The 17574-nt window shown below is 70.2% G+C and carries 18 protein-coding genes; 8 read left to right on the plus strand and 10 right to left on the minus strand.

Annotated features, from left to right (window positions below; genetic code table 11):
• The first annotated feature begins 35 nt into the window (after nucleotides 1–35).
• Both treS and J2X60_RS07195 read left to right on the plus strand, forming a co-directional pair.
• On the plus strand, nucleotides 36–1751 hold the full coding sequence (gene treS / locus J2X60_RS07190) for a maltose alpha-D-glucosyltransferase (protein ID WP_070419606.1): 1716 nt from the start codon (nucleotides 36–38) through the stop codon (nucleotides 1749–1751).
• Nucleotides 1752–1910: 159 nt separating this feature from the next.
• Nucleotides 1911–2657 carry a 3'-5' exonuclease gene (locus J2X60_RS07195; protein WP_175473596.1) on the plus strand — a complete coding sequence of 249 codons (747 nt, stop codon included), beginning with the start codon at nucleotides 1911–1913 and terminating at the stop codon, nucleotides 2655–2657.
• Between the two features lie 813 nt (nucleotides 2658–3470).
• On the opposite strand, the gene J2X60_RS07200 is transcribed toward J2X60_RS07195, so the two are convergent.
• The 3 genes from J2X60_RS07200 to glgA all read right to left on the minus strand — a co-directional run bounded on the left by J2X60_RS07200 (nucleotide 3471) and on the right by glgA (nucleotide 5832).
• Nucleotides 3471–3719 (minus strand): type B 50S ribosomal protein L31, encoded by a 249-nt coding sequence (locus tag J2X60_RS07200; protein ID WP_070419036.1) that lies wholly within the window; start codon nucleotides 3717–3719, stop codon nucleotides 3471–3473.
• A 121-nt stretch (nucleotides 3720–3840) separates the two neighbouring features.
• Nucleotides 3841–4623 carry an ABC transporter ATP-binding protein gene (locus J2X60_RS07205; protein ID WP_309886943.1) on the minus strand — a complete coding sequence of 261 codons (783 nt, stop codon included), beginning with the start codon at nucleotides 4621–4623 and terminating at the stop codon, nucleotides 3841–3843.
• Nucleotides 4624–4632: 9 nt separating this feature from the next.
• Nucleotides 4633–5832 carry a glycogen synthase gene (gene glgA, locus J2X60_RS07210; protein WP_309886944.1) on the minus strand — a complete coding sequence of 400 codons (1200 nt, stop codon included), beginning with the start codon at nucleotides 5830–5832 and terminating at the stop codon, nucleotides 4633–4635.
• Nucleotides 5833–5879: 47 nt separating this feature from the next.
• Between glgA and J2X60_RS07215 the strand changes: the two genes are divergently transcribed.
• Both J2X60_RS07215 and serB read left to right on the plus strand, forming a co-directional pair.
• Entirely contained in the window at nucleotides 5880–7121 is a 1242-nt protein-coding gene (locus tag J2X60_RS07215) for a glucose-1-phosphate adenylyltransferase (RefSeq protein ID WP_309886945.1), read from the plus strand.
• A gap of 87 nt (nucleotides 7122–7208) precedes the next feature.
• Nucleotides 7209–7847 carry a phosphoserine phosphatase SerB gene (serB, locus tag J2X60_RS07220; RefSeq protein ID WP_309886946.1) on the plus strand — a complete coding sequence of 213 codons (639 nt, stop codon included), beginning with the start codon at nucleotides 7209–7211 and terminating at the stop codon, nucleotides 7845–7847.
• Nucleotides 7848–7978: 131 nt separating this feature from the next.
• Here serB and fabG read toward each other — a convergent pair whose 3' ends face one another.
• Nucleotides 7979–8692 carry a 3-oxoacyl-ACP reductase FabG gene (gene fabG, locus J2X60_RS07225; protein ID WP_070419041.1) on the minus strand — a complete coding sequence of 238 codons (714 nt, stop codon included), beginning with the start codon at nucleotides 8690–8692 and terminating at the stop codon, nucleotides 7979–7981.
• Between the two features lie 166 nt (nucleotides 8693–8858).
• Here fabG and J2X60_RS07230 point away from each other — a divergent pair, with 166 nt between their 5' ends.
• Genes J2X60_RS07230 through J2X60_RS07240 form a run of 3 tightly spaced genes read left to right on the plus strand, consistent with a single transcriptional unit; the run spans nucleotide 8859 to nucleotide 10560 of the window.
• Nucleotides 8859–9278, plus strand: coding sequence for a DUF3099 domain-containing protein (locus J2X60_RS07230; RefSeq protein WP_070419042.1), 420 nt, complete (start codon nucleotides 8859–8861; stop codon nucleotides 9276–9278).
• Nucleotides 9278–9586 (plus strand): hypothetical protein, encoded by a 309-nt coding sequence (locus J2X60_RS07235; protein ID WP_070419043.1) that lies wholly within the window; start codon nucleotides 9278–9280, stop codon nucleotides 9584–9586. The genes J2X60_RS07230 and J2X60_RS07235 overlap by 1 nt, the downstream gene beginning before the upstream one ends.
• Entirely contained in the window at nucleotides 9583–10560 is a 978-nt protein-coding gene (locus tag J2X60_RS07240; protein WP_309886948.1) for an SURF1 family protein, read from the plus strand. The genes J2X60_RS07235 and J2X60_RS07240 overlap by 4 nt, the downstream gene beginning before the upstream one ends.
• Before the next feature lie 103 nt (nucleotides 10561–10663).
• Here J2X60_RS07240 and J2X60_RS07245 read toward each other — a convergent pair whose 3' ends face one another.
• Nucleotides 10664–12262: an ABC-F family ATP-binding cassette domain-containing protein gene (locus tag J2X60_RS07245; protein WP_031261586.1), complete on the minus strand. Its 1599-nt coding sequence runs from the start codon at nucleotides 12260–12262 to the stop codon at nucleotides 10664–10666.
• 115 nt (nucleotides 12263–12377) lie between these two features.
• On the opposite strand from J2X60_RS07245, the gene J2X60_RS07250 reads away from it, so the two are divergent.
• Entirely contained in the window at nucleotides 12378–12977 is a 600-nt protein-coding gene (locus J2X60_RS07250) for a biotin transporter BioY (protein ID WP_070419044.1), read from the plus strand.
• A 215-nt stretch (nucleotides 12978–13192) separates the two neighbouring features.
• Here J2X60_RS07250 and J2X60_RS07255 read toward each other — a convergent pair whose 3' ends face one another.
• The 5 genes from J2X60_RS07255 to sufB form a co-directional block, all read right to left on the minus strand.
• Nucleotides 13193–13522 carry a metal-sulfur cluster assembly factor gene (locus J2X60_RS07255; RefSeq protein ID WP_022906025.1) on the minus strand — a complete coding sequence of 110 codons (330 nt, stop codon included), beginning with the start codon at nucleotides 13520–13522 and terminating at the stop codon, nucleotides 13193–13195.
• The gene (sufC, locus tag J2X60_RS07260) at nucleotides 13522–14295 is read right to left on the minus strand and encodes a Fe-S cluster assembly ATPase SufC (protein WP_070419045.1); all 774 of its coding nucleotides are present in this window, start codon (nucleotides 14293–14295) and stop codon (nucleotides 13522–13524) included. The genes J2X60_RS07255 and sufC overlap by 1 nt, the downstream gene beginning before the upstream one ends.
• 82 nt (nucleotides 14296–14377) lie before the next feature.
• The gene (locus J2X60_RS07265) at nucleotides 14378–14707 is read right to left on the minus strand and encodes a non-heme iron oxygenase ferredoxin subunit (RefSeq protein ID WP_070419609.1); all 330 of its coding nucleotides are present in this window, start codon (nucleotides 14705–14707) and stop codon (nucleotides 14378–14380) included.
• Nucleotides 14704–15960 (minus strand): Fe-S cluster assembly protein SufD, encoded by a 1257-nt coding sequence (gene sufD, locus J2X60_RS07270; protein ID WP_071296308.1) that lies wholly within the window; start codon nucleotides 15958–15960, stop codon nucleotides 14704–14706. The genes J2X60_RS07265 and sufD overlap by 4 nt, the downstream gene beginning before the upstream one ends.
• Nucleotides 15961–17379 (minus strand): Fe-S cluster assembly protein SufB, encoded by a 1419-nt coding sequence (sufB, locus tag J2X60_RS07275; RefSeq protein WP_070419047.1) that lies wholly within the window; start codon nucleotides 17377–17379, stop codon nucleotides 15961–15963.
• Between the last annotated feature and the right edge of the window lie 195 nt (nucleotides 17380–17574).

A 17574-nucleotide genomic window follows, 5' to 3' on the forward strand; every position in this document is an offset into this window, starting at 1 on the left:
GACAACTCCATGCACCGCGGCCTAGCGTGTCCATGGTGACGTTCACCGCCCCGATCCAGCTCCCCGGCCTGACACTGGACCCGCAGTGGTACAAGCGCTCGGTCTTCTACGAGTGCATGATCCGCTCGTTCGTCGACTCGAACGGCGACGGCATCGGGGACATCCAGGGCGTCATCGGCAAGCTCGACTACCTGCAGTGGCTCGGGGTCGACGCGCTCTGGCTGCCGCCGTTCTTCCAGTCGCCGATGCGCGATGGCGGGTACGACATCGCCGACTACAAGGCGATCCTCCCGGAGTTCGGCACCCTCGACGACTTCCGCGAACTCGTCACCAAGTCGCACGAACGCAACATGCGCATCGTCATCGACATGGTGATCAACCACACCAGCGACCAGCACGAGTGGTTCCAGCAGTCCCGCGAGGACCCCGACGGCCCCTACGGCGACTTCTACGTCTGGCGCGACACGGACACCGACTACGAGAACATCCGCATCATCTTCGTGGACACCGAGGAGTCGAACTGGACCTTCGACCCGGTCCGCCGCCAGTTCTTCTTCCACCGGTTCTTCTCGCACCAGCCCGACCTCAACTTCGAGAACCCGGCCGTCGTCGAGGCCGTGTACGACGTCGTGCGGCACTGGCTCGACCTCGGCGTGGACGGGCTCCGGCTCGATGCGATCCCGTACCTGTTCGAGTCGGAGGACGGCAACGGCGAGGGCGAACCCGAGACGCACGAGTTCATCAAGAAGCTCCGCGCGATGGTGGACGACGAGTACCCCGGGCGTGTCCTGCTCGCCGAGGCGAACCAGTGGCCGCGCGAGACCGCCGCGTTCTTCGGCACCGACGAGGAGCCCGAGTGCCACATGGCGTTCGACTTCCCGGTGATGCCGCGCATCTTCTACTCGCTCCGCGCGCAGCACGCCGCCGAGCTCAAGGCGATCCTGTCCGAGACGCTCGACGTGCCGGCCTCCGCTGCGTGGGGCGTGTTCCTCCGCAACCACGACGAGCTCACGCTGGAGATGGTCAGCGAGGAGTACCGGCAGGCCATGTACGGCTGGTACGGCTACGACCCGCGGATGCGCTCGAACATCGGCATCCGCCGACGCCTCGCTCCCCTGCTCGACAACTCGCGCGCGGAGCTCGAGCTCATCCACGCCCTGCTGTTCTCGCTCCCGGGGTCGCCGTTCCTCTACTACGGCGACGAGATCGGGATGGGCGACAACATCTGGCTGCCGGACCGCGACTCCTCGCGCACGCCGATGCAGTGGACGCCGGACCGCAACGCCGGCTTCTCCACCGCGGACCCGGGCAAGCTGTACCTGCCCGTCGTCCAGTCCCTCGTGTACAACTACGCGCAGGTCAACGTCGAGGCGCAGCTCGCCCAGTCCCGGTCGCTGCTGCACTGGGTCCGCAACGTGATCCACGTGCGGAAGGCGCACCCCGTGTTCGGGCTCGGGACGTTGGACGTGCAGGACACCTCGAACGACTCCGTGCTCGCGTTCGTCCGGTCGTGGGAGGGCTCCGGCTCCGGCCACCAGTTCGGCCCCTCCGCCGAGGACGTCCTCTGCGTCTTCTCCTTCGCCACCAACCCGACGTCGGTCACCATCTCTGCGCCGGAGTACGCCGGGAGGCCGTTGTACGACCTCTTCGGCGGCGGCTCGTTCCCGTCGTTCGACGCGGAGGGCCAGGTCACGCTGACGATGGGGACGCAGTCGTTCTACTGGCTGCACGTGGGTGCGCCGGTCGGGTAGCGGCGTCCTGGAGGCGCGGCTCGGCCCCGGTGGGCGGGTCGCGTCCCCCGTCCGGTCGCGTCGCGCCCGGAGGGCGGGTCGAGTCCCCCGTCCGGTCGCTTCGCGCCCGGCGGGCGGGTCGCGTCTCGGCGTGTCGGTGCGTCCGGTTAGCCTGACCGCGTGACGTTCCCCACAGCGCAGCTCGACTCCCCCGCTCCGGCCCAGGACCTCTCGGGTCGGCCCTGGTGGCACGCACTCGGCGTGTTCGACCTCGAGACCACCGGCGTCGACGTCGAGACCGCCCGGATCGTCACCGCCCACGTCGGCCTGATCGACATGACCGGACGTTCCATCGTCGAGGGCGCCTGGCTCGCCGACCCCGGTGTCGAGATCCCCGAGGGCGCCGCCGCGGTGCACGGCATCACGACCGAGCGCGCCCGCGCCGACGGTCGCCCCGCCGCCGAGGTCGTCGCCGAGATCATCGCCGCGGTCGAGGCGGTGTTCGCCCGGGGCATCCCGCTCGTCATCTACAACGCCCCGTACGACCTCACCGTCCTCGACCGCGAGGCCAAGCGCCACGGCATCGCCTCCCCGGTCATCGGGAACGTCGTCGACCCGCTCGTGATCGACAAGGCGCTCGACACCTACCGCAAGGGCAAGCGCACGCTCGAGGCCGCGTCGGAGCTCTACGGCGTCACCCTCTCCGATGCGCACGACGCCGGAGCCGACGCCATCGCGGCCGGGCGTGTCGCGCAGGCCATCGCGGCGAAGTACCCCGAGGAGCTCGGCGTCTCCGCCGAGGAACTCCACCGCAAGCAGGTCGGCTGGTGCGCCGAGCAGGCGTCCTCGTTCCAGGACTACATGCGGAAGAAGCGCGACCCGGCCTTCACCGCCGACGGCCGCTGGCCCCACCGCAACGCCGGCTGAGGCCCCTGCCGGCGGGCACGGCTCGCCCGGCGTCGAACCACGCTTCCGACACCGAACCACGCCCGCTCGCCTGCCTTCGAACCACGAATCCGACACCGAACCACGCCGCTCGCCTGGTTCCACGTCGGTTCCGTGGTTCGACGCGCGCGCCGCACCTCGCCGCGCCCGCCGTCGGCGCTGCCTGCCCGCTCCCCGGGCTGAACACCGCGCCCCGCGCACCGGGGCGCATCGTCCAACCCGGGGCGCAGTCGCGCGCGCCCCGCACGGCGTCCCGCGCCGTTCTCGCGCGGCCGCACAACCAAAGTGCGCCCGAACTGCGTGATCGCACGGCGCGAACGCACTTGCGTTGTGCGCCGGCAATCCGCACCGCCTGCGCACCGTCCGGCCTCACCGCACCGCACCGCACCGCACCGCACCGCACCGCACCGCACCACGCCGCCCCGGCCAAGATCGGCGCGGCGTCGAACCACGCTTCCGACGTCGAGCCACGCCGCTCGCCTGGTTCGACGTCGGTTCCGTGGTTCGAACCGTCGCCGCGACGCCCGCACCGCCGGCCGCAACGTGCACCGCCCGCCCAACGTGCCACGCCCCGACCGCACCGCCCGAGCCACCCGGCCCGCACCGCCCGAGACCCAGCCGCACCGCCCGAGCCACCCGGCCCGCACCGCCCGAGACCCAGCCGCACCGCCAGAGCCACCCGGGCGCACCGCCACGCCAACCCGGCACGCCCGACCTGCCACCACGCCCCCGCCAACGACGGAACGGGCGGCCCTCCCGCAGGAGAGCCGCCCGTTCGAGCGTCCGGAGGACTGCTTACTTGCCGAAGCTCTTGAAGCGCTGGTTGAACTTCTCGACGCGACCGGCCGAGTCGAGGATGCGCTGCTTGCCCGTGTAGAACGGGTGCGACGCCGACGAGATCTCGACGTCGATGACCGGGTAGGTCGCACCGTCGAGCTCGATGGTCTTGTCGCTGTTCGCGGTCGAACGCGTCAGGAACGTCTCACCGGAAGCCAGGTCACGGAAGACGATGGCGCGGTACTCGGGGTGGATGTCGGTCTTCATGGAGATTCCTCGGTTGCGATGATGGGGACGTGCGCGGCACTCGTACGAGCACGACGCGGGAAGTCTGCGGCTTGCGCCAGCCGTCTACGTTACCAGACGACCGGCCGGATCGGGAGCAGTGTCACGATGCGCGCGCCGTGTACCGGCCGGCGTCCTTCGACACGGTGAGCTCGATGCCGAACGCCTCGGTCAGGGTCGGAGCGGTCAGGACCTCGTCGATCGGCCCGGCAGCCTGCACGTGCCCGTCCGCGAGCACCAGGGCGTGGGTGAACCCGGCGGGGATCTCCTCGACGTGGTGGGTCACGATGACGATGGCCGGCGAGTCCTCGCTCTGCGCGTAGCCGCCGAGGGTCCGTACGAGGCTCTCACGCGCGCCGAGGTCGAGCGACGCGGCCGGCTCGTCGAGGAACAGGATCTCGGGGTCGGTCATCACGGCCCGGGCGATCTGGACGCGCTTCTGCTCGCCGTCGCTGAGCTCGCCGAAGGTCCGGTCGGTGAAGGCGCCGAGGCCCCACTCGTCGAGCACACGCTGGGCGCGGCGGACGTCGAGCTCCTCGTACTCCTCGTTCCAGCGGCCCGTCACCGAGTACGCCGCGGTGAGCACGACGTCGATGACCTTCTCGGTGACCGGGATGCGGCGCGCGAGGGCCGTCGACGCGAAGCCGATGCGCGGACGCAGTTCGAAGAGGTCGGCGCCGCCGAGCTCGGTGCCGAGGACCTCGACCTCACCAGAGGTGGGGAAGGTCTGGGCGCCGGCGACCTGCAGCAGCGTCGTCTTGCCGGCACCGTTGGCACCGAGGACGACCCAGCGTTCGTCGTCCTGCACCTCCCACGAGATCCCGTCGAGGATGGTGGCCACGTTGCGGACCACGGAGACGTCTGACAAGCGCACGACCGAGGGCATGCGACCAGCCTAGGGGTTCTGCCCGAGCACCTCGTCGTAGACCTGGCGTGTCCGCCGGGCGATCGCGTCCCAGGTGAACTCGGTCTCGACGCGGAGGCGTCCGGCGCGGCCCATGAGCTTCGCGAGCCCCTCGTCGGCGAGCACCTCGGTGAGGGTCGCGGCGAGGTCGGCCACGTAGCGGTCCGGGTCCGTCGGGGTCCCGGTGCCGTCCTGTGCCTGGTCGATCGGCACGATGCGACCGGTCAGTCCGTCCGCCACGACCTCGGGGATGCCCCCGGTGCCGGTGCCGACGACGGGGATCCCGCACGCCATCGCCTCGAGGTTGACGATCCCGAGCGGCTCGTAGATCGACGGGCAGACGAACACGGTGCCCGACGAGAGCACGTTGACGATCTCCTCGTGCGCGAGCATCCGGTCGATCCAGACCACCCCGTCACGAGCGGAACGCAGCGAGTCGACCAGGCCCGTGACCTCGGCCATGATCTCCGGCGTGTCCGGCGCACCGGCGCAGAGCACGATCTGCACGTCCGCCGGCAGCGAGGCCACCGCCCGCAGCAGGTACGGCAGGCCCTTCTGCCGGGTGATGCGGCCGACGAACACGACCGAGCGACGCGACGGGTCGATCCCGAGCGCGCGGACGGCGTCCTCGTCGACGGTGGGCTTCCACTCGTCGATGTCGATGCCGTTGTAGACGACGTGCACCTTCGCGGGGTCGATCGACGGGTACGAGCGGAGGATGTCCGCGCGCATCGCCTTCGACACGGCGATGACACCGTCGGCGTGCTCGAAGGCCTCGCGCTCCATCCAGCTCGACAGCCGGTACCCGCCGCCGAGCTGCTCGGCCTTCCACGGGCGGAGCGGCTCGAGGCTGTGCGCCGTGACGACGTGCGGGATGCCGTAGGTCAGCTGCGCGATGCGTCCCGCCGAGTTCGCGTACCAGGTGTGCGAGTGCACGACGTCGGCACCCTCGACGTCCGCGGCGATCGCGACGTCGGTGCCGAGTGCCTGCAGCGCGCCGTTCGCCTGCTCGAGGCCGTCGGGCGTGCGGTAGGCCCACACGTCGGCCTCGTCGCGGAACGCCCCGAAGGCGCGGACGCGCACCTCGGTGTCGGTGTCGGACCGCAGCGCCGCGGTCAGTTCGGCCACGTGGACACCCGCACCGCCGTAGACCTCCGGCGGATACTCCCTGGTCAGCAGATCGACTCGCACGCGTTCAACGTAACGGGTTCCCAGTGCTGACGCCTACTGTGAGCGGCATGGCACCAAAGAAGGTCTTCGGCATCGTGCTCGCCGGCGGCGAGGGGAAACGGCTCATGCCGCTCACGGCCGACCGTGCGAAACCCGCTGTCCCGTTCGGCGGGAACTTCCGTCTCATCGACTTCGCGCTCTCCAACCTCGTCAACTCCGGACTGCAGAAGATCGTCGTCCTGACGCAGTACAAGTCGCACAGTCTCGACCGCCACGTCGCCGAGACCTGGCGCATGGAGGGCCTGCTCGGGTCCTACGTCGCGTCGGTGCCGGCGCAGCAGCGGCTCGGCAAGCGGTGGTTCGCCGGGTCGGCCGACGCGATCCTGCAGTCGCTCAACCTGCTCCGCGACGAACGCCCCGACATCGTCGTCGTGGTCGGCGCCGACCACGTCTACCGGATGGACTTCCACCAGATGGTCGAGGCGCACATCGCCTCGGGGCGCAGCGCCACGGTCGCCGCGATCCGCCAGCCGATCGGCCTCGCCGACCAGTTCGGCGTCATCCAGGTCGCCGACGACGACCCGACGAAGATCGAGGCGTTCCTCGAGAAGCCGAAGGACGCCGTCGGGCTCGCGGACTCCCCCGGCGAGATCCTCGCGTCGATGGGCAACTACGTCTTCGACGCCGACGCGCTGGTCGATGCCGTCCTCCGCGACGGCCAGATCGAGGGCTCGGACCACGACATGGGCGGCGACATCGTCCCCGACTTCGTCGCGCGTGGCGACGCGGGCGTCTACGACCTCAAGCGCAACGACGTCCCCGGGTCGAACGAGCGCGACCGGTACTACTGGCGCGACGTCGGGACGATCGACTCGTTCTACGACGCGCACATGGACCTCATCGCGCCGGTGCCGGTCTTCAACCTGTACAACCAGGACTGGCCGATCTTCAACCAGCAGACGAATCTGCCCCCGGCGAAGTTCGTCCGCGACGCGAACGGCAACACCGGCTCGACGGTCGACTCCCTCGTGTCGCTCGGTTGCCTCGTGTCCGGCGCCCAGGTCGAGCGCAGCATGATCGGCCCCTGGTGCGGCATCGACTCCGGCGCGAAGGTCCTCGACTCGATCGTCTTCGAACGCGCTTCGATCGGCGCCGGCTCCGTCGTGAACCGCGCGATCCTCGACAAGGACGTGGTGATCGCTCCCGGCGCCCAGGTCGGCATCGACCGCGAAGCGGACGAAGCGCGCGGCTTCACCGTCACCGAGTCCGGCATCACGGTCGTCGGCAAGGGCGTGCGCGTCGACGCGTAGCGTCGCGCGGGCAGGAACGGACGGCCCAGGAGGCGCGGCTGGCGTCATGAACGCCGGCCGCGCCTCCTGAGTCGGTACCGTTGGTGCGTGCCACGCTTCCTCGTCGTCCTCGATGCCGATTCCACGCTCCTCGAGGACGAGGTCATCGAACTCCTGGCCGACACGGCGGGGACCCGGCCACAGGTCCAGGCGATCACGGAGCGCGCCATGCGCGGCGAGATCGACTTCGCCGAGAGCCTCCGGGAGCGTGTCGCGACCCTGGCGGGCCTCCAGGACGACGTCTTCCGGGGCGCACAGCAGGCGGTCCGCGTGACGCGGGGTGCCGACCAGCTCGTCCGCGGCGTGCACGCCGTCGGCGGGACCGTCGGCGTCGTGTCGGGTGGCTTCCACGAGGTCCTCGACCCGTTCGCCGAGCAGCTCGGGCTCGACCACTGCCGGGCGAACCGGCTCGAGGTGGTGGACGGCGTCCTCACCGGGCGGGTCCTCGGCGACGTCGTGGACGCGCACGCCAAGGCCGTCGCACTGCGCGAGTGGGCGGCAGCCGACGACGTGCCGATCGTCCGCACCGTCGCGATCGGCGACGGCGCGAACGACCTCGAGATGATGCGTGTGGCCGGACTGTCGGTCGCGTTCGACGCGAAGCCGCTCGTCCGCGAGCAGGCCGACGTCGCGGTCGTCGACCGTGACCTGTCGAGCGTGCTCGCGACGCTCGGCCTGCGCGGCTGACGCGCGGCCTGCCGCGCCGCGCCGCGCCGCGCCGCGCCGCGCCGGGCCGAGACTCGGCCCCGCGGACGGTTTCGCGGCCGCTTCGCCACGAAGGTGTCCGCCGAGGCGAGACTCGGCGGGCGCGCCCCGGCCTAGTGCCCCATCCCGAGGCCGCCGTCGACCGGGATGACCGCGCCGGAGATGTACCCGGCCCCGTCGCCGGCGAGGAACAGCGTGGCGTCCGCGACGTCGTCGACGGTGCCGTACCGCGCCGCCGGGATCTGCTTCTTGAACTCGGCCTGCAGTTCTTCGGGCAGCGCTGCCGTCATGTCCGTCTGGATGAACCCGGGCGCGACGACGTTGGCGGTGATGCCGCGGGAGCCGAGCTCGCGCGTGATCGACCGGGCCATGCCGACGAGGGCGGCCTTCGACGAGGCGTAGTTGACCTGGCCGACCTGGCCGTAGGCGCCGACGACGCTCGACATGAGCACGATGCGGCCGAACTTCGCCTTCATCATGCCCTTGGTGGCGCGCTTGACGACCCGGAACGTCCCCGTGAGGTTCGTGTCGATCACGCTCGTGAAGTCCTCCTCCGACATGCGGAGCAGCAGCTGGTCGTTCGTGATCCCGGCGTTCGCGACGAGGACCTCGATCGGGCCGAGCTCGGCCTCGACCTGCGAGAAGGCAGCGTCGACCGAGGCCGTGTCGGTGATGTCGGCCTGCACCGTGAGCGCGCCCTCGGGGCCGCCCTGGCCGCTGCGGGACGTGACCGCGACGCGGTGGCCGGCGGCGACGAAGCGCTCCGCGAGGGCGTGGCCGATGCCGCGGTTGCCGCCGGTGACGAGGACGGTACGGGGGGTGCTCATGGTCGCTCCGTTCGGGGTGGGTTGCACGGCGCGCCGGGCCCGGACCGGCTCGGACACGCCCGGAAGAGCGTACCGGAGCCGATACGCGCACCGTGTCCGCGCGCGGCGGAACCATCCGGGCCCGCGCGGAGTTAGGCTTTCCCTCGGGCAGAGGAAAGAACATCGGATGAAGACGACGCACAGCATCACCACCCTCCCGGACTCTCCGGAGCAGGATCGTGCGCACCGCCTGTCCCGGTACGTCTGGCAGATGGCCCTCCGCGTCGTGTTCTTCATCGGGGCGGTCGTCGTGTGGTCGATCTGGCACACGTGGATCGCCGTCATCCCGATCGTCCTCGCCGGCGTGATCCCCTGGGTCGCCGTCATCATCGCCAACGCGGGCAGCCGTGCCGAGAGCGACATCGTGACGCCTGCCGGTGCGATCCAGCTCTACGACGCCGTGGACCCGCGACTCCGCGAACAGCAGGAGGACGCCCGGGCCGAGGCGTACCGCGCCGAGCAGGACCGGCTGCGTGAGCAGGCGCAGGACGCGCAGGCCGAGTGGCAGCGCAACGGCGACCGCTCGCGTGTCTGGGGACGTCGCTGATGGGGGCCACGTTCGACCTCTTCACCGAACCCGGCTCGACCCCCGTGTGCTCGCGTGCCGGCTGCGTGTCGACCGCCTCGTGGCGCGTCAACTGGCGCAACCCGCGGATCCACGCGACCGACCGGGTGAAGATCTGGGCCGCGTGCGACGAGCACCGTGACTTCCTCGCCGACTACCTCCGGTCCCGGTCGTTCCCCGTCCGGGTCACGGGCATGCACGAGGACGTGGACCGCCTCGACGACGAACGCGACCCGGCCGACGCCCCGAAGAACGACGTCGGTGCACGCGCAGCCGGTGACCGTCGGTGAGCCAGCAGTTCGACCCGAGCTCCCGGTACGGCCGACGGCACGCGCAGAAGCTCGAGCGCGCTGCAGCCGCTTCCGCCGCCGGTGGCACCACCCGGACCGCCGAACGTGATCCGGACGAGCCCTTCGTCGGCTGGCGCTTCGTCCGCAGCCGGCGGTGGCTCGGCTACTTCGCCATCGCGGTGGCGTTCGCGATCGTGTGCGCACTGTTCGGCATGTGGCAGTGGGACCGCCGGAACGAGGCCGTCCGCCAGAACGAGCAGGTGGCGCAGAACTACGAGCACACCCCGGTCCCCCTCGACGAGGCGCTCCCGACGGCGTCGAGCTGGAACGACGGCAAGACCTGGCTCCGCGTGAGCGTCACCGGCCGCTACGACACCGACGACCAGCTGCTCGTCCGGAACCGCGTGCACAACGGCCAGCCCGGCTTCGAGGTCCTCACGCCGCTCGTCACGGCCGACGGTCGTGCGTTCGTCGTCGACCGCGGCTGGGTCCCCACCGGCAACGCACAGGACGCCCCCGACCACGTGCCCGCTCCCCCGTCCGGCGAGGTCACGGCGATCGTGCGCCTGCAGCCGAGCGAACCGCGCATCCCCGGCCGCACCGACCCGGCCCACACCGACCAGGTGCAGTCCGTGACGCTGTCCGACGTCGGCAAGAAGGTCGACACGCCCATCTACACCGGGGCGTACGGGCAGCTCGCGTCCGAGTCCCCCGCCCCGACCGAGGCTCGCCCGCTCGGCTGGGAGCGCCCGACGGCCGACACGGGGCTGCACCTCAGCTACTTCATCCAGTGGTTCATGTTCGCGGTCGGCGGGTTCGGGTTCCTCGCCTACCTGATGGTGCAGGAGTTCCGGAACCTGAACCAGGACGACCCCGAGGAGCGCGAGCGCGCCCTCGAGCGCCAGCGCCGCAAGGACGCGAAGCCGAAGACGGACGCACAGATCGAGGACGAGCTGCTGAACGCGGGTCGCTGACGCCAGCACAGGGCTGACGCCACCCAGGACGGACAGGAGGCGCGGTGCCAGCTGGCACCGCGCCTCCTGTCCGTCGGCGGGTCGCGCCCGTCGGCGGTGCGGGTCACGCGAGCTCGATGAGCTCCGCGTAGTCCTTGTTCCAGTGGTCCTCGGTGCCGTCCGGCAGGAGCAGCACCCGCTCGGGGTTGAGCGCCTCGACCGCACCGGCGTCGTGCGACACCAGCACCACGGCACCCTCGTAGCCGGCCAGCGCGCCGAGGATCTCCTCGCGCGAGGCCGGGTCGAGGTTGTTCGTCGGCTCGTCGAGCAGCAGCACGTTCGCGCCCGACACGACGATCATCGCGAGCGAGAGCCGCGTCTTCTCACCGCCGGAGAGGACACCGGCCTTCTTGTAGCCGTCGTCGCCGGTGAACAGGAACGAGCCGAGGACCCGTCGCGCCTCGGTCTCGTTGAGGTCGTTCGACGCGGACACCATGTTCTCGATCACGGTGCGGTTCACGTCGATGTTCTCGTGCTCCTGCGCGTAGTACCCGATCCGCAGGCCGTGCCCGGGCAGGATCTCCCCCGTGTCCGGCTGGTCGGCGCCCGCGAGGATGCGCAGCAACGTCGTCTTGCCGGCACCGTTGAACCCGAGGATCACGACGCGCGAGCCCCGGTCGATGGCGAGGTCCACGCCGGCGAAGATCTCGAGCGACCCGTAGGACTTCGACAGCCCCTCGGCCATCAGCGGGGTGCGGCCGCAGGGCGTCGGGGTCGGGAAGCGGAGCTTCGCGACGCGGTCGACTGCGCGCTCGTCCTCGAGCCCGGCGAGGAGCTTCTCGGCACGCGCGACCATCTGGTGCGCCGCTGCGGCCTTCGTGGCCTTCGCACCGAATCGGGCGGCCTGGTCCTTGAGCGTGGCGGCCTTCTTCTCGGCGTTCGCGCGCTCCTTGCGGCGGCGCTCCTCGTCGGCGGCACGCTGCCGCTGGTAGAGCTTCCACCCCATGTTGTAGACGTCGATCGACTGGCGGTTGGCGTCGAGGTAGAAGACCCGGTTGACGACCTCGTCCACGAGCTCGACGTCGTGCGAGATGACGATCACACCGCCCGGGTACGTCTTGAGGTGCTCGCGCAGCCAGATGATCGAGTCGGCGTCGAGGTGGTTCGTCGGCTCGTCGAGGATCATCGTCTCGGCGTCCGAGAACAGGATCCGGGCGAGCTCGATGCGACGGCGCTGACCACCCGACAGCGTCTTGAGCTGCTGGTCGAGGATGCGGTCCGGCAGCTTGAGGTTCGACGCGATCGACGCCGCCTCGGCCTCGGCCGCGTAGCCGCCGAGCGCGTTGAACTGGTCGTCGAGCCGGCTGTACCGCCGCATGGCCTTCTCGGCGACGGCGGTGTCCGTGCTGGCCATGTCCAGCGTGGCCTGGCGGATGCCCTCGACGAGCTCGCCGAGCCCACGGGCGTCGAGGATGCGCTTGCGGGCGGTGTCCTCCGGGTTGCCGGAGCGGGGGTCCTGCGGCAGGTACCCGATCTCGCCGGAGCGGTCGATCTTGCCCCCGGTCGGCTGGGTCTCACCCGCCAGGGCCTTGGTCATCGTGGTCTTCCCCGCGCCGTTCCGGCCGACGAGGCCGATCTTGTCGCCCTTCTCGACGCGGAAGGACACGTTCTCCATCAGGAGGCGGGCCCCGACGCGGATCTCGAGGTCGTGCACGGCAAGCACAGCAGACGTCCAATCAGTTGGTGGATGTGCACAACGGTGTGTGCGGGAGGTGCACCGCTACGCTGACGGGACCGATGGTCCCGAACGGGACCAGCAGTCCATTCTAGGAGAATCCATGACGAACGCCACCGGGTTCGCTCGCCGCGCAGTCCTCGCCGACCGTCTGCGCACCCACGGCCTGGCCACGAACGCCGCCCTGGTCGCCGGCGGAGCACTCTTCACCGCCGCCATGGCGCAGGTCGAGGTGCCGATGTGGCCGGTGCCGATCACGGGCCAGACCCTGGCGGTCGTGCTCGTCGGTGCCACCCTCGGTGCCCGCCGCGGCATGCTGTCGCTCCTCGTCTACGCGGTCGCGGGACTCGCCGGTGCGCCGTTCTTCGCCGACTTCACGGGTGGCCTCGGCGCCCTCGCCGTGCCGAGCTTCGGCTACGTCATCGGCTTCATCCCCGCCGCCGGCGTCATCGGCTGGCTCGCCCGTCGCGACTGGGACCGCCACGTGGGCCGCGCCGCGGTGGCGATGCTCGTCGCCAGCGCGATCCCGTTCGTCACCGGTCTCCCCTACCTGGCCGTCGTGCTCGGACAGCTCGGCGCGCCGAACGACCTGCAGTCGGTCCTCGCGGCCGGGCTGTACCCGTTCATCGTGGGTGGCATCGCGAAGGCCCTCATCGCCGCGGGCATCGTGCCGCTGGCGTGGAAGGTCCTCGGCCGCCGCTGAGTCCCGTCGCAGAAGGGCCCCGCACCGTCCGGTGCGGGGCCCTTCTGCGTGCGCGGGGGCGCGCGCGGGCGCGCGTGGGCGATCGCCGAGGTCGCACGACACGCCGTGCGCGGTCCGCCGAGGTCGCACGACACGCCGCTGGCGCGCGTCGCGGGCGACAGGTTGCGCGACCTCGGCGTCGCGCACCGCGCCTCCCGTCCGTCAGGGGGTCGCGACTAGATCGAGAACCCGAGCGCGCGCATCATCTCGCGCCCGTCGTCGGTGATCCGCTCCGGGCCCCACGGCGGCATCCAGACCCAGTTGATCCGGAACGCGTCGACGATGCCGTCCAGCGCGTTCGCCGTGTCGCCCTCGATGACGTCGGTCAGGGGGCAGCCCGCGCTCGTCAGGGTCATGCTGATCACGAGCGCGGTCGCCTCGTCGTCCCAAGCGAGGTCGTAGATGAGCCCGAGGTCGACGATGTTCACGCCGAGTTCCGGGTCCTGGACCTCCTTGAGGCCCTCGACGACCTCGTCGAACTTCTCCGGTGCGAGTGCGGTGATCATCAGTTCCCCGCCGCAGCGGCTGCGGCCTGCACGTAGCGGTCGTAGCCCTCGTTCTCGAGGCGCTCCGCGAGCTCGGGGCCACCCTGCTCGGCGACCTTGCCCGCGACGAACACGTGCACGAAGTCCGGCTTGATGTAGCGGAGGATGCGCGTGTAGTGGGTGATGAGCAGCACGCCGAGACCGGTCGCGGCCTTGGCACGGTTGACGCCCTCGGACACGATCTTCAGCGCGTCGACGTCGAGGCCGGAGTCGGTCTCGTCGAGCACGGCGAACTTCGGCTTGAGGAGCTCGAGCTGCATGATCTCGTGGCGCTTCTTCTCGCCGCCGGAGAAGCCCTCGTTGACGTTGCGCTCGGCGAAGGCCGAGTCCATCTTGAGGTCGGCCATCGACTGGCGGAGGTCCTTCACCCAGCTGCGGAGCGCCGGGGCCTCGCCGTCGATCGCGGTCTTGGCGGTGCGGAGGAAGTTCGACACCGTCACGCCGGGGATCTCCACCGGGTACTGCATGGCGAGGAACATGCCGGCACGGGCACGCTCGTCGACGCTCATCGCGAGGACGTCCTCGCCGTCGAGCGTGATCGAGCCACCGACGACGTTGTACCGGGGGTGGCCGGCGATCGTGTAGGCGAGGGTGGACTTGCCCGAGCCGTTCGGCCCCATGATCGCGTGGATCTCGCCCTCGTTGATGGTGAGGTCGACGCCCTTGAGGATCTCCTTGACACCCTGGTCGGTGTCGATCGAGACCTGCAGGTCGCGGATTTCGAGAGTGGACATTGCGTTCCTTCGGTTGCAGCTGGTGTGCGGCGTCAGCCGCGGGAAGTGAGTGGAGGCCGGTGACGGCCGGGTCGGAGCGGTCTCAGTCGACCGGGACGGGGTCGTGCACGTCGACGTAGACCTCGCCGTCGCGGACCTCGACCCGGAAGACCGGGACGGGTTCGTACGCCGGGAAGTTCTGCGGCTTGCCGGTGGCCAGCGAGAAGCGGGACCCGTGGGCCCAGCACTCGAGCGTGTCGCCCTCGACGAACCCCTCTGCCAGGGAGATGTCCCCGTGGGTGCAGGTGTCGCCGATCGCGTGCACGGTGCCGGCGGAGTCCTTGACGATGGCGACCGCGGTGCCGTCGACCACGGCGCGCATCGGGCTGTCCACCTGGATGTCCGCCTCGGCACAGACCTTCGTCGACATCAGGCGGAGGCCTCCGGTGCGGCCTCGGCGATGACCGAGCGCCCCTCGGCGAGCTCCTGCTCGACCGCGGCGATGAGGCGTTCCTCGAGCTCGGGCGCACCGATCTTCTGGATGACCTCGACGAGGAAGCCGAGCACGACGAGACGACGTGCCTCTTCCTCGGGGATGCCGCGGGACTGCAGGTAGAACAGCTGCTCGTCGTCGAAGCGGCCGGTCGCACTCGCGTGTCCGGCGCCCTCGATGTTGCCCGTCTCGATCTCGAGGTTCGGGATGCTGTCCGCGCGCGTGCCGTCGGTGAGGACGAGGTTGCGGTTCTGCTCGTACGAGTCCGTGCCGTCGCCGGCGCGCCCGATGAGCACGTCGCCGATCCAGACCGTGTGCGCACCCTGGCCCTGCAGCGCGCCCTTGTAGTTGACCCGACCGCGCGTGTTGGGCGCGTCGTGGTTCACGTAGACCTGCTGCTCGATGTACTGACCGGCGTCGGCGAAGTACACGCCGTACATCTCGGTGTCGGCACCCTGCGCACCGAGGTGCGTCGAGGGGTTGACCCGGATGACGTCGCCGCCGAGCGAGACCACGACGTGCTTGAGGAAGGCGTCGCGGCCGACCTCGGCGAAGTGGGTCGACACGTGCACCGCGTCGTCGTCCCAGTCCTGCAGGCTGACGACGGTCAGGCGGGCGCCGTCGCGGACGACGATCTCGACGTTCTCGCTGAGGAGCGCCGAACCACGGTTGTCGAGCACGACGATGCCCTGCGCGTGCGCCTCGGCCGTGATGACCGTGTGCGCGGCGCGGGGCTGCGTGCCGAAGTCGGAGCGCGTGATCGTGATGAACTCGTGCGCCTCGGTGGCCTTCACCGTGACGGCCAGGACCGCGTCGCGAGCGGTCCAGGCGGCCGCGGCGGCGCGGTCCTCGGGCAGGCCGGCGGTGCCGACGCGGGGGTCGTCGCTGCGCCCCCACTCGACGTCGGCGCCGTCGGACTGGCGGGCGAGGAACGGGTACGCGGATCCGTCGAGGCCACCGTCGAGCAGGGGCTGGAGCTTCGCGAGGGGCGCGAACTTCCAGTTCACCTCTCGCCCGGTGACGGTCGGGAACGCGTCGACGTCACCGGACTGGAACCGCTCGGAGCGGGTCTGCACCGGGATCGTCTTGTCGGGCGCGTCCCAGCCGCCGTCGGAGTGTGCTCCGGCGCCGTGCTGCGTGGTCGCCGCGGGCTCGATCGGCTGGTCGATGTGGGGAGGGGTGGTGCTGGACATCTAGCCGACGGATCCTTCCATGCTCATCTCGATGAGCTTGTTGAGTTCGAGTGCGTACTCCATCGGGAGCTCGCGGGCGATCGGCTCGATGAAGCCGCGGACGATCATCGCCATCGCCTCGTCCTCGGGCATGCCGCGCGACATGAGGTAGAACAGCTGCTCCTCGCTCACGCGGGAGACCGTGGCCTCGTGCCCGAGCTGGACGTCGTCGACGCGGATGTCGATCGCCGGGTACGTGTCCGACCGGCTGATGGTGTCCACCAGCAGCGCGTCGCACCGCACGGTGTTCGCCGCGTGGTGGGCTGCCGGGTCGACCCGGACCTCACCGCGGTACCCGGCACGACCGCCGCCACGGGCGATCGACTTCGAGACGATCGACGACGTCGTGTACGGCGCCATGTGGATCATCTTCGCGCCGGCGTCCTGGTGCTGGCCGGGGCCGGCGAAGGCGACGGAGAGCGTCTCGCCCTTGGCGTGCTCACCCGCAAGGTAGATCGAGGGGTACTTCATCGTCACCTTGGAGCCGATGTTGCCGTCGATCCACTCCATCGTGGCGCCCTCGTGCGCGATCGCACGCTTGGTGACGAGGTTGTAGACGTTGTTCGACCAGTTCTGGATCGTCGTGTAGCGCACGCGGGCGTTCTTCTTCACGATGATCTCGACGACGGCCGAGTGCAGGGAGTCCGACTTGTAGATCGGGGCGGTGCAGCCCTCGATGTAGTGGACGTAGGAGTCCTCGTCCGCGATGATCAGCGTCCGCTCGAACTGGCCCATGTTCTCGGTGTTGATCCGGAAGTAGGCCTGCAGCGGGATCTCGACGTGGACGCCCTTCGGGACGTAGACGAACGAGCCGCCGGACCACACGGCCGTGTTCAGCGCGGCGAACTTGTTGTCGCCGGCCGGGATCACGGTGCCGAAGTACTCCTCGAAGATCTCGGGGTGCTCGCGGAGCGCCGTGTCGGTGTCCATGAAGATGACACCCTGCTGTTCCAGGTCCTCACGGATCTGGTGGTACACGACCTCGGACTCGTACTGCGCGGCGACACCGGCGACGAGGCGCTGGCGCTCGGCCTCGGGGATGCCGAGCTTCTCGTAGGTCGCGCGGATGTCCTCGGGGAGGTCCTCCCACGACTGCGCCTGCTTCTCGGTGGAGCGCACGAAGTACTTGATGTTGTCGAAGTCGATGCCCGTCAGGTCGGCACCCCACGTCGGCATCGGCTTGCGGCCGAAGAGCTGCAGGCCCTTGAGCCGGTTCTTGAGCATCCACTCGGGCTCGGACTTGAGGTTCGAGATGTCGGTCACGACCTCTTCCGAGATGCCGCGGCGAGCAGAGGCGCCGGCCGAGTCGGAGTCGGACCAGCCGAACTCGTATTGGCCGAGCCCTTCGAGCTCGGGACGGTCGATGAGCACGTCGGACATGGTCTCCTCGTTTCCTTCTCGCGGCAGCGTCTTCGGGTGTCAACCCGTGGCGTCTGGACGCCATTCCACCGCAGACCCCCGACACGCTCGTCGCGTGCGCGGTGGACACGGTGTTGCTCCCTCGCAACGTCGATGGTTCCACACAGCCCTGAGTGTCGACGTCCTGGGTGTGAACGGCGATCTCGGACCATTCGG

The organism is Curtobacterium sp. 320 (genome assembly GCF_031455235.1).
Classification (GTDB): Bacteria; Actinomycetota; Actinomycetes; order Actinomycetales; family Microbacteriaceae; genus Curtobacterium.

Bases quoted from the DNA above. Each gene is read 5' to 3' on its own strand.
- J2X60_RS07200 (WP_070419036.1), bottom strand. From the start codon at position 3,719: ATGAAGACCGACATCCACCCCGAGTACCGCGCCATCGTCTTCCGTGAC.
- J2X60_RS07205 (WP_309886943.1), bottom strand. From the start codon at position 4,623: ATGCCCTCGGTCGTGCGCTTGTCAGACGTCTCCGTGGTCCGCAACGTG.
- J2X60_RS07215 (WP_309886945.1), top strand. From the start codon at position 5,880: ATGGCACCAAAGAAGGTCTTCGGCATCGTGCTCGCCGGCGGCGAGGGG.
- fabG (WP_070419041.1), bottom strand. From the start codon at position 8,692: ATGAGCACCCCCCGTACCGTCCTCGTCACCGGCGGCAACCGCGGCATC.
- J2X60_RS07230 (WP_070419042.1), top strand. From the start codon at position 8,859: ATGAAGACGACGCACAGCATCACCACCCTCCCGGACTCTCCGGAGCAG.
- J2X60_RS07235 (WP_070419043.1), top strand. From the start codon at position 9,278: ATGGGGGCCACGTTCGACCTCTTCACCGAACCCGGCTCGACCCCCGTG.
- J2X60_RS07250 (WP_070419044.1), top strand. From the start codon at position 12,378: ATGACGAACGCCACCGGGTTCGCTCGCCGCGCAGTCCTCGCCGACCGT.
- J2X60_RS07255 (WP_022906025.1), bottom strand. From the start codon at position 13,522: ATGATCACCGCACTCGCACCGGAGAAGTTCGACGAGGTCGTCGAGGGC.
- sufC (WP_070419045.1), bottom strand. From the start codon at position 14,295: ATGTCCACTCTCGAAATCCGCGACCTGCAGGTCTCGATCGACACCGAC.
- sufD (WP_071296308.1), bottom strand. From the start codon at position 15,960: ATGTCCAGCACCACCCCTCCCCACATCGACCAGCCGATCGAGCCCGCG.
- sufB (WP_070419047.1), bottom strand. From the start codon at position 17,379: ATGTCCGACGTGCTCATCGACCGTCCCGAGCTCGAAGGGCTCGGCCAA.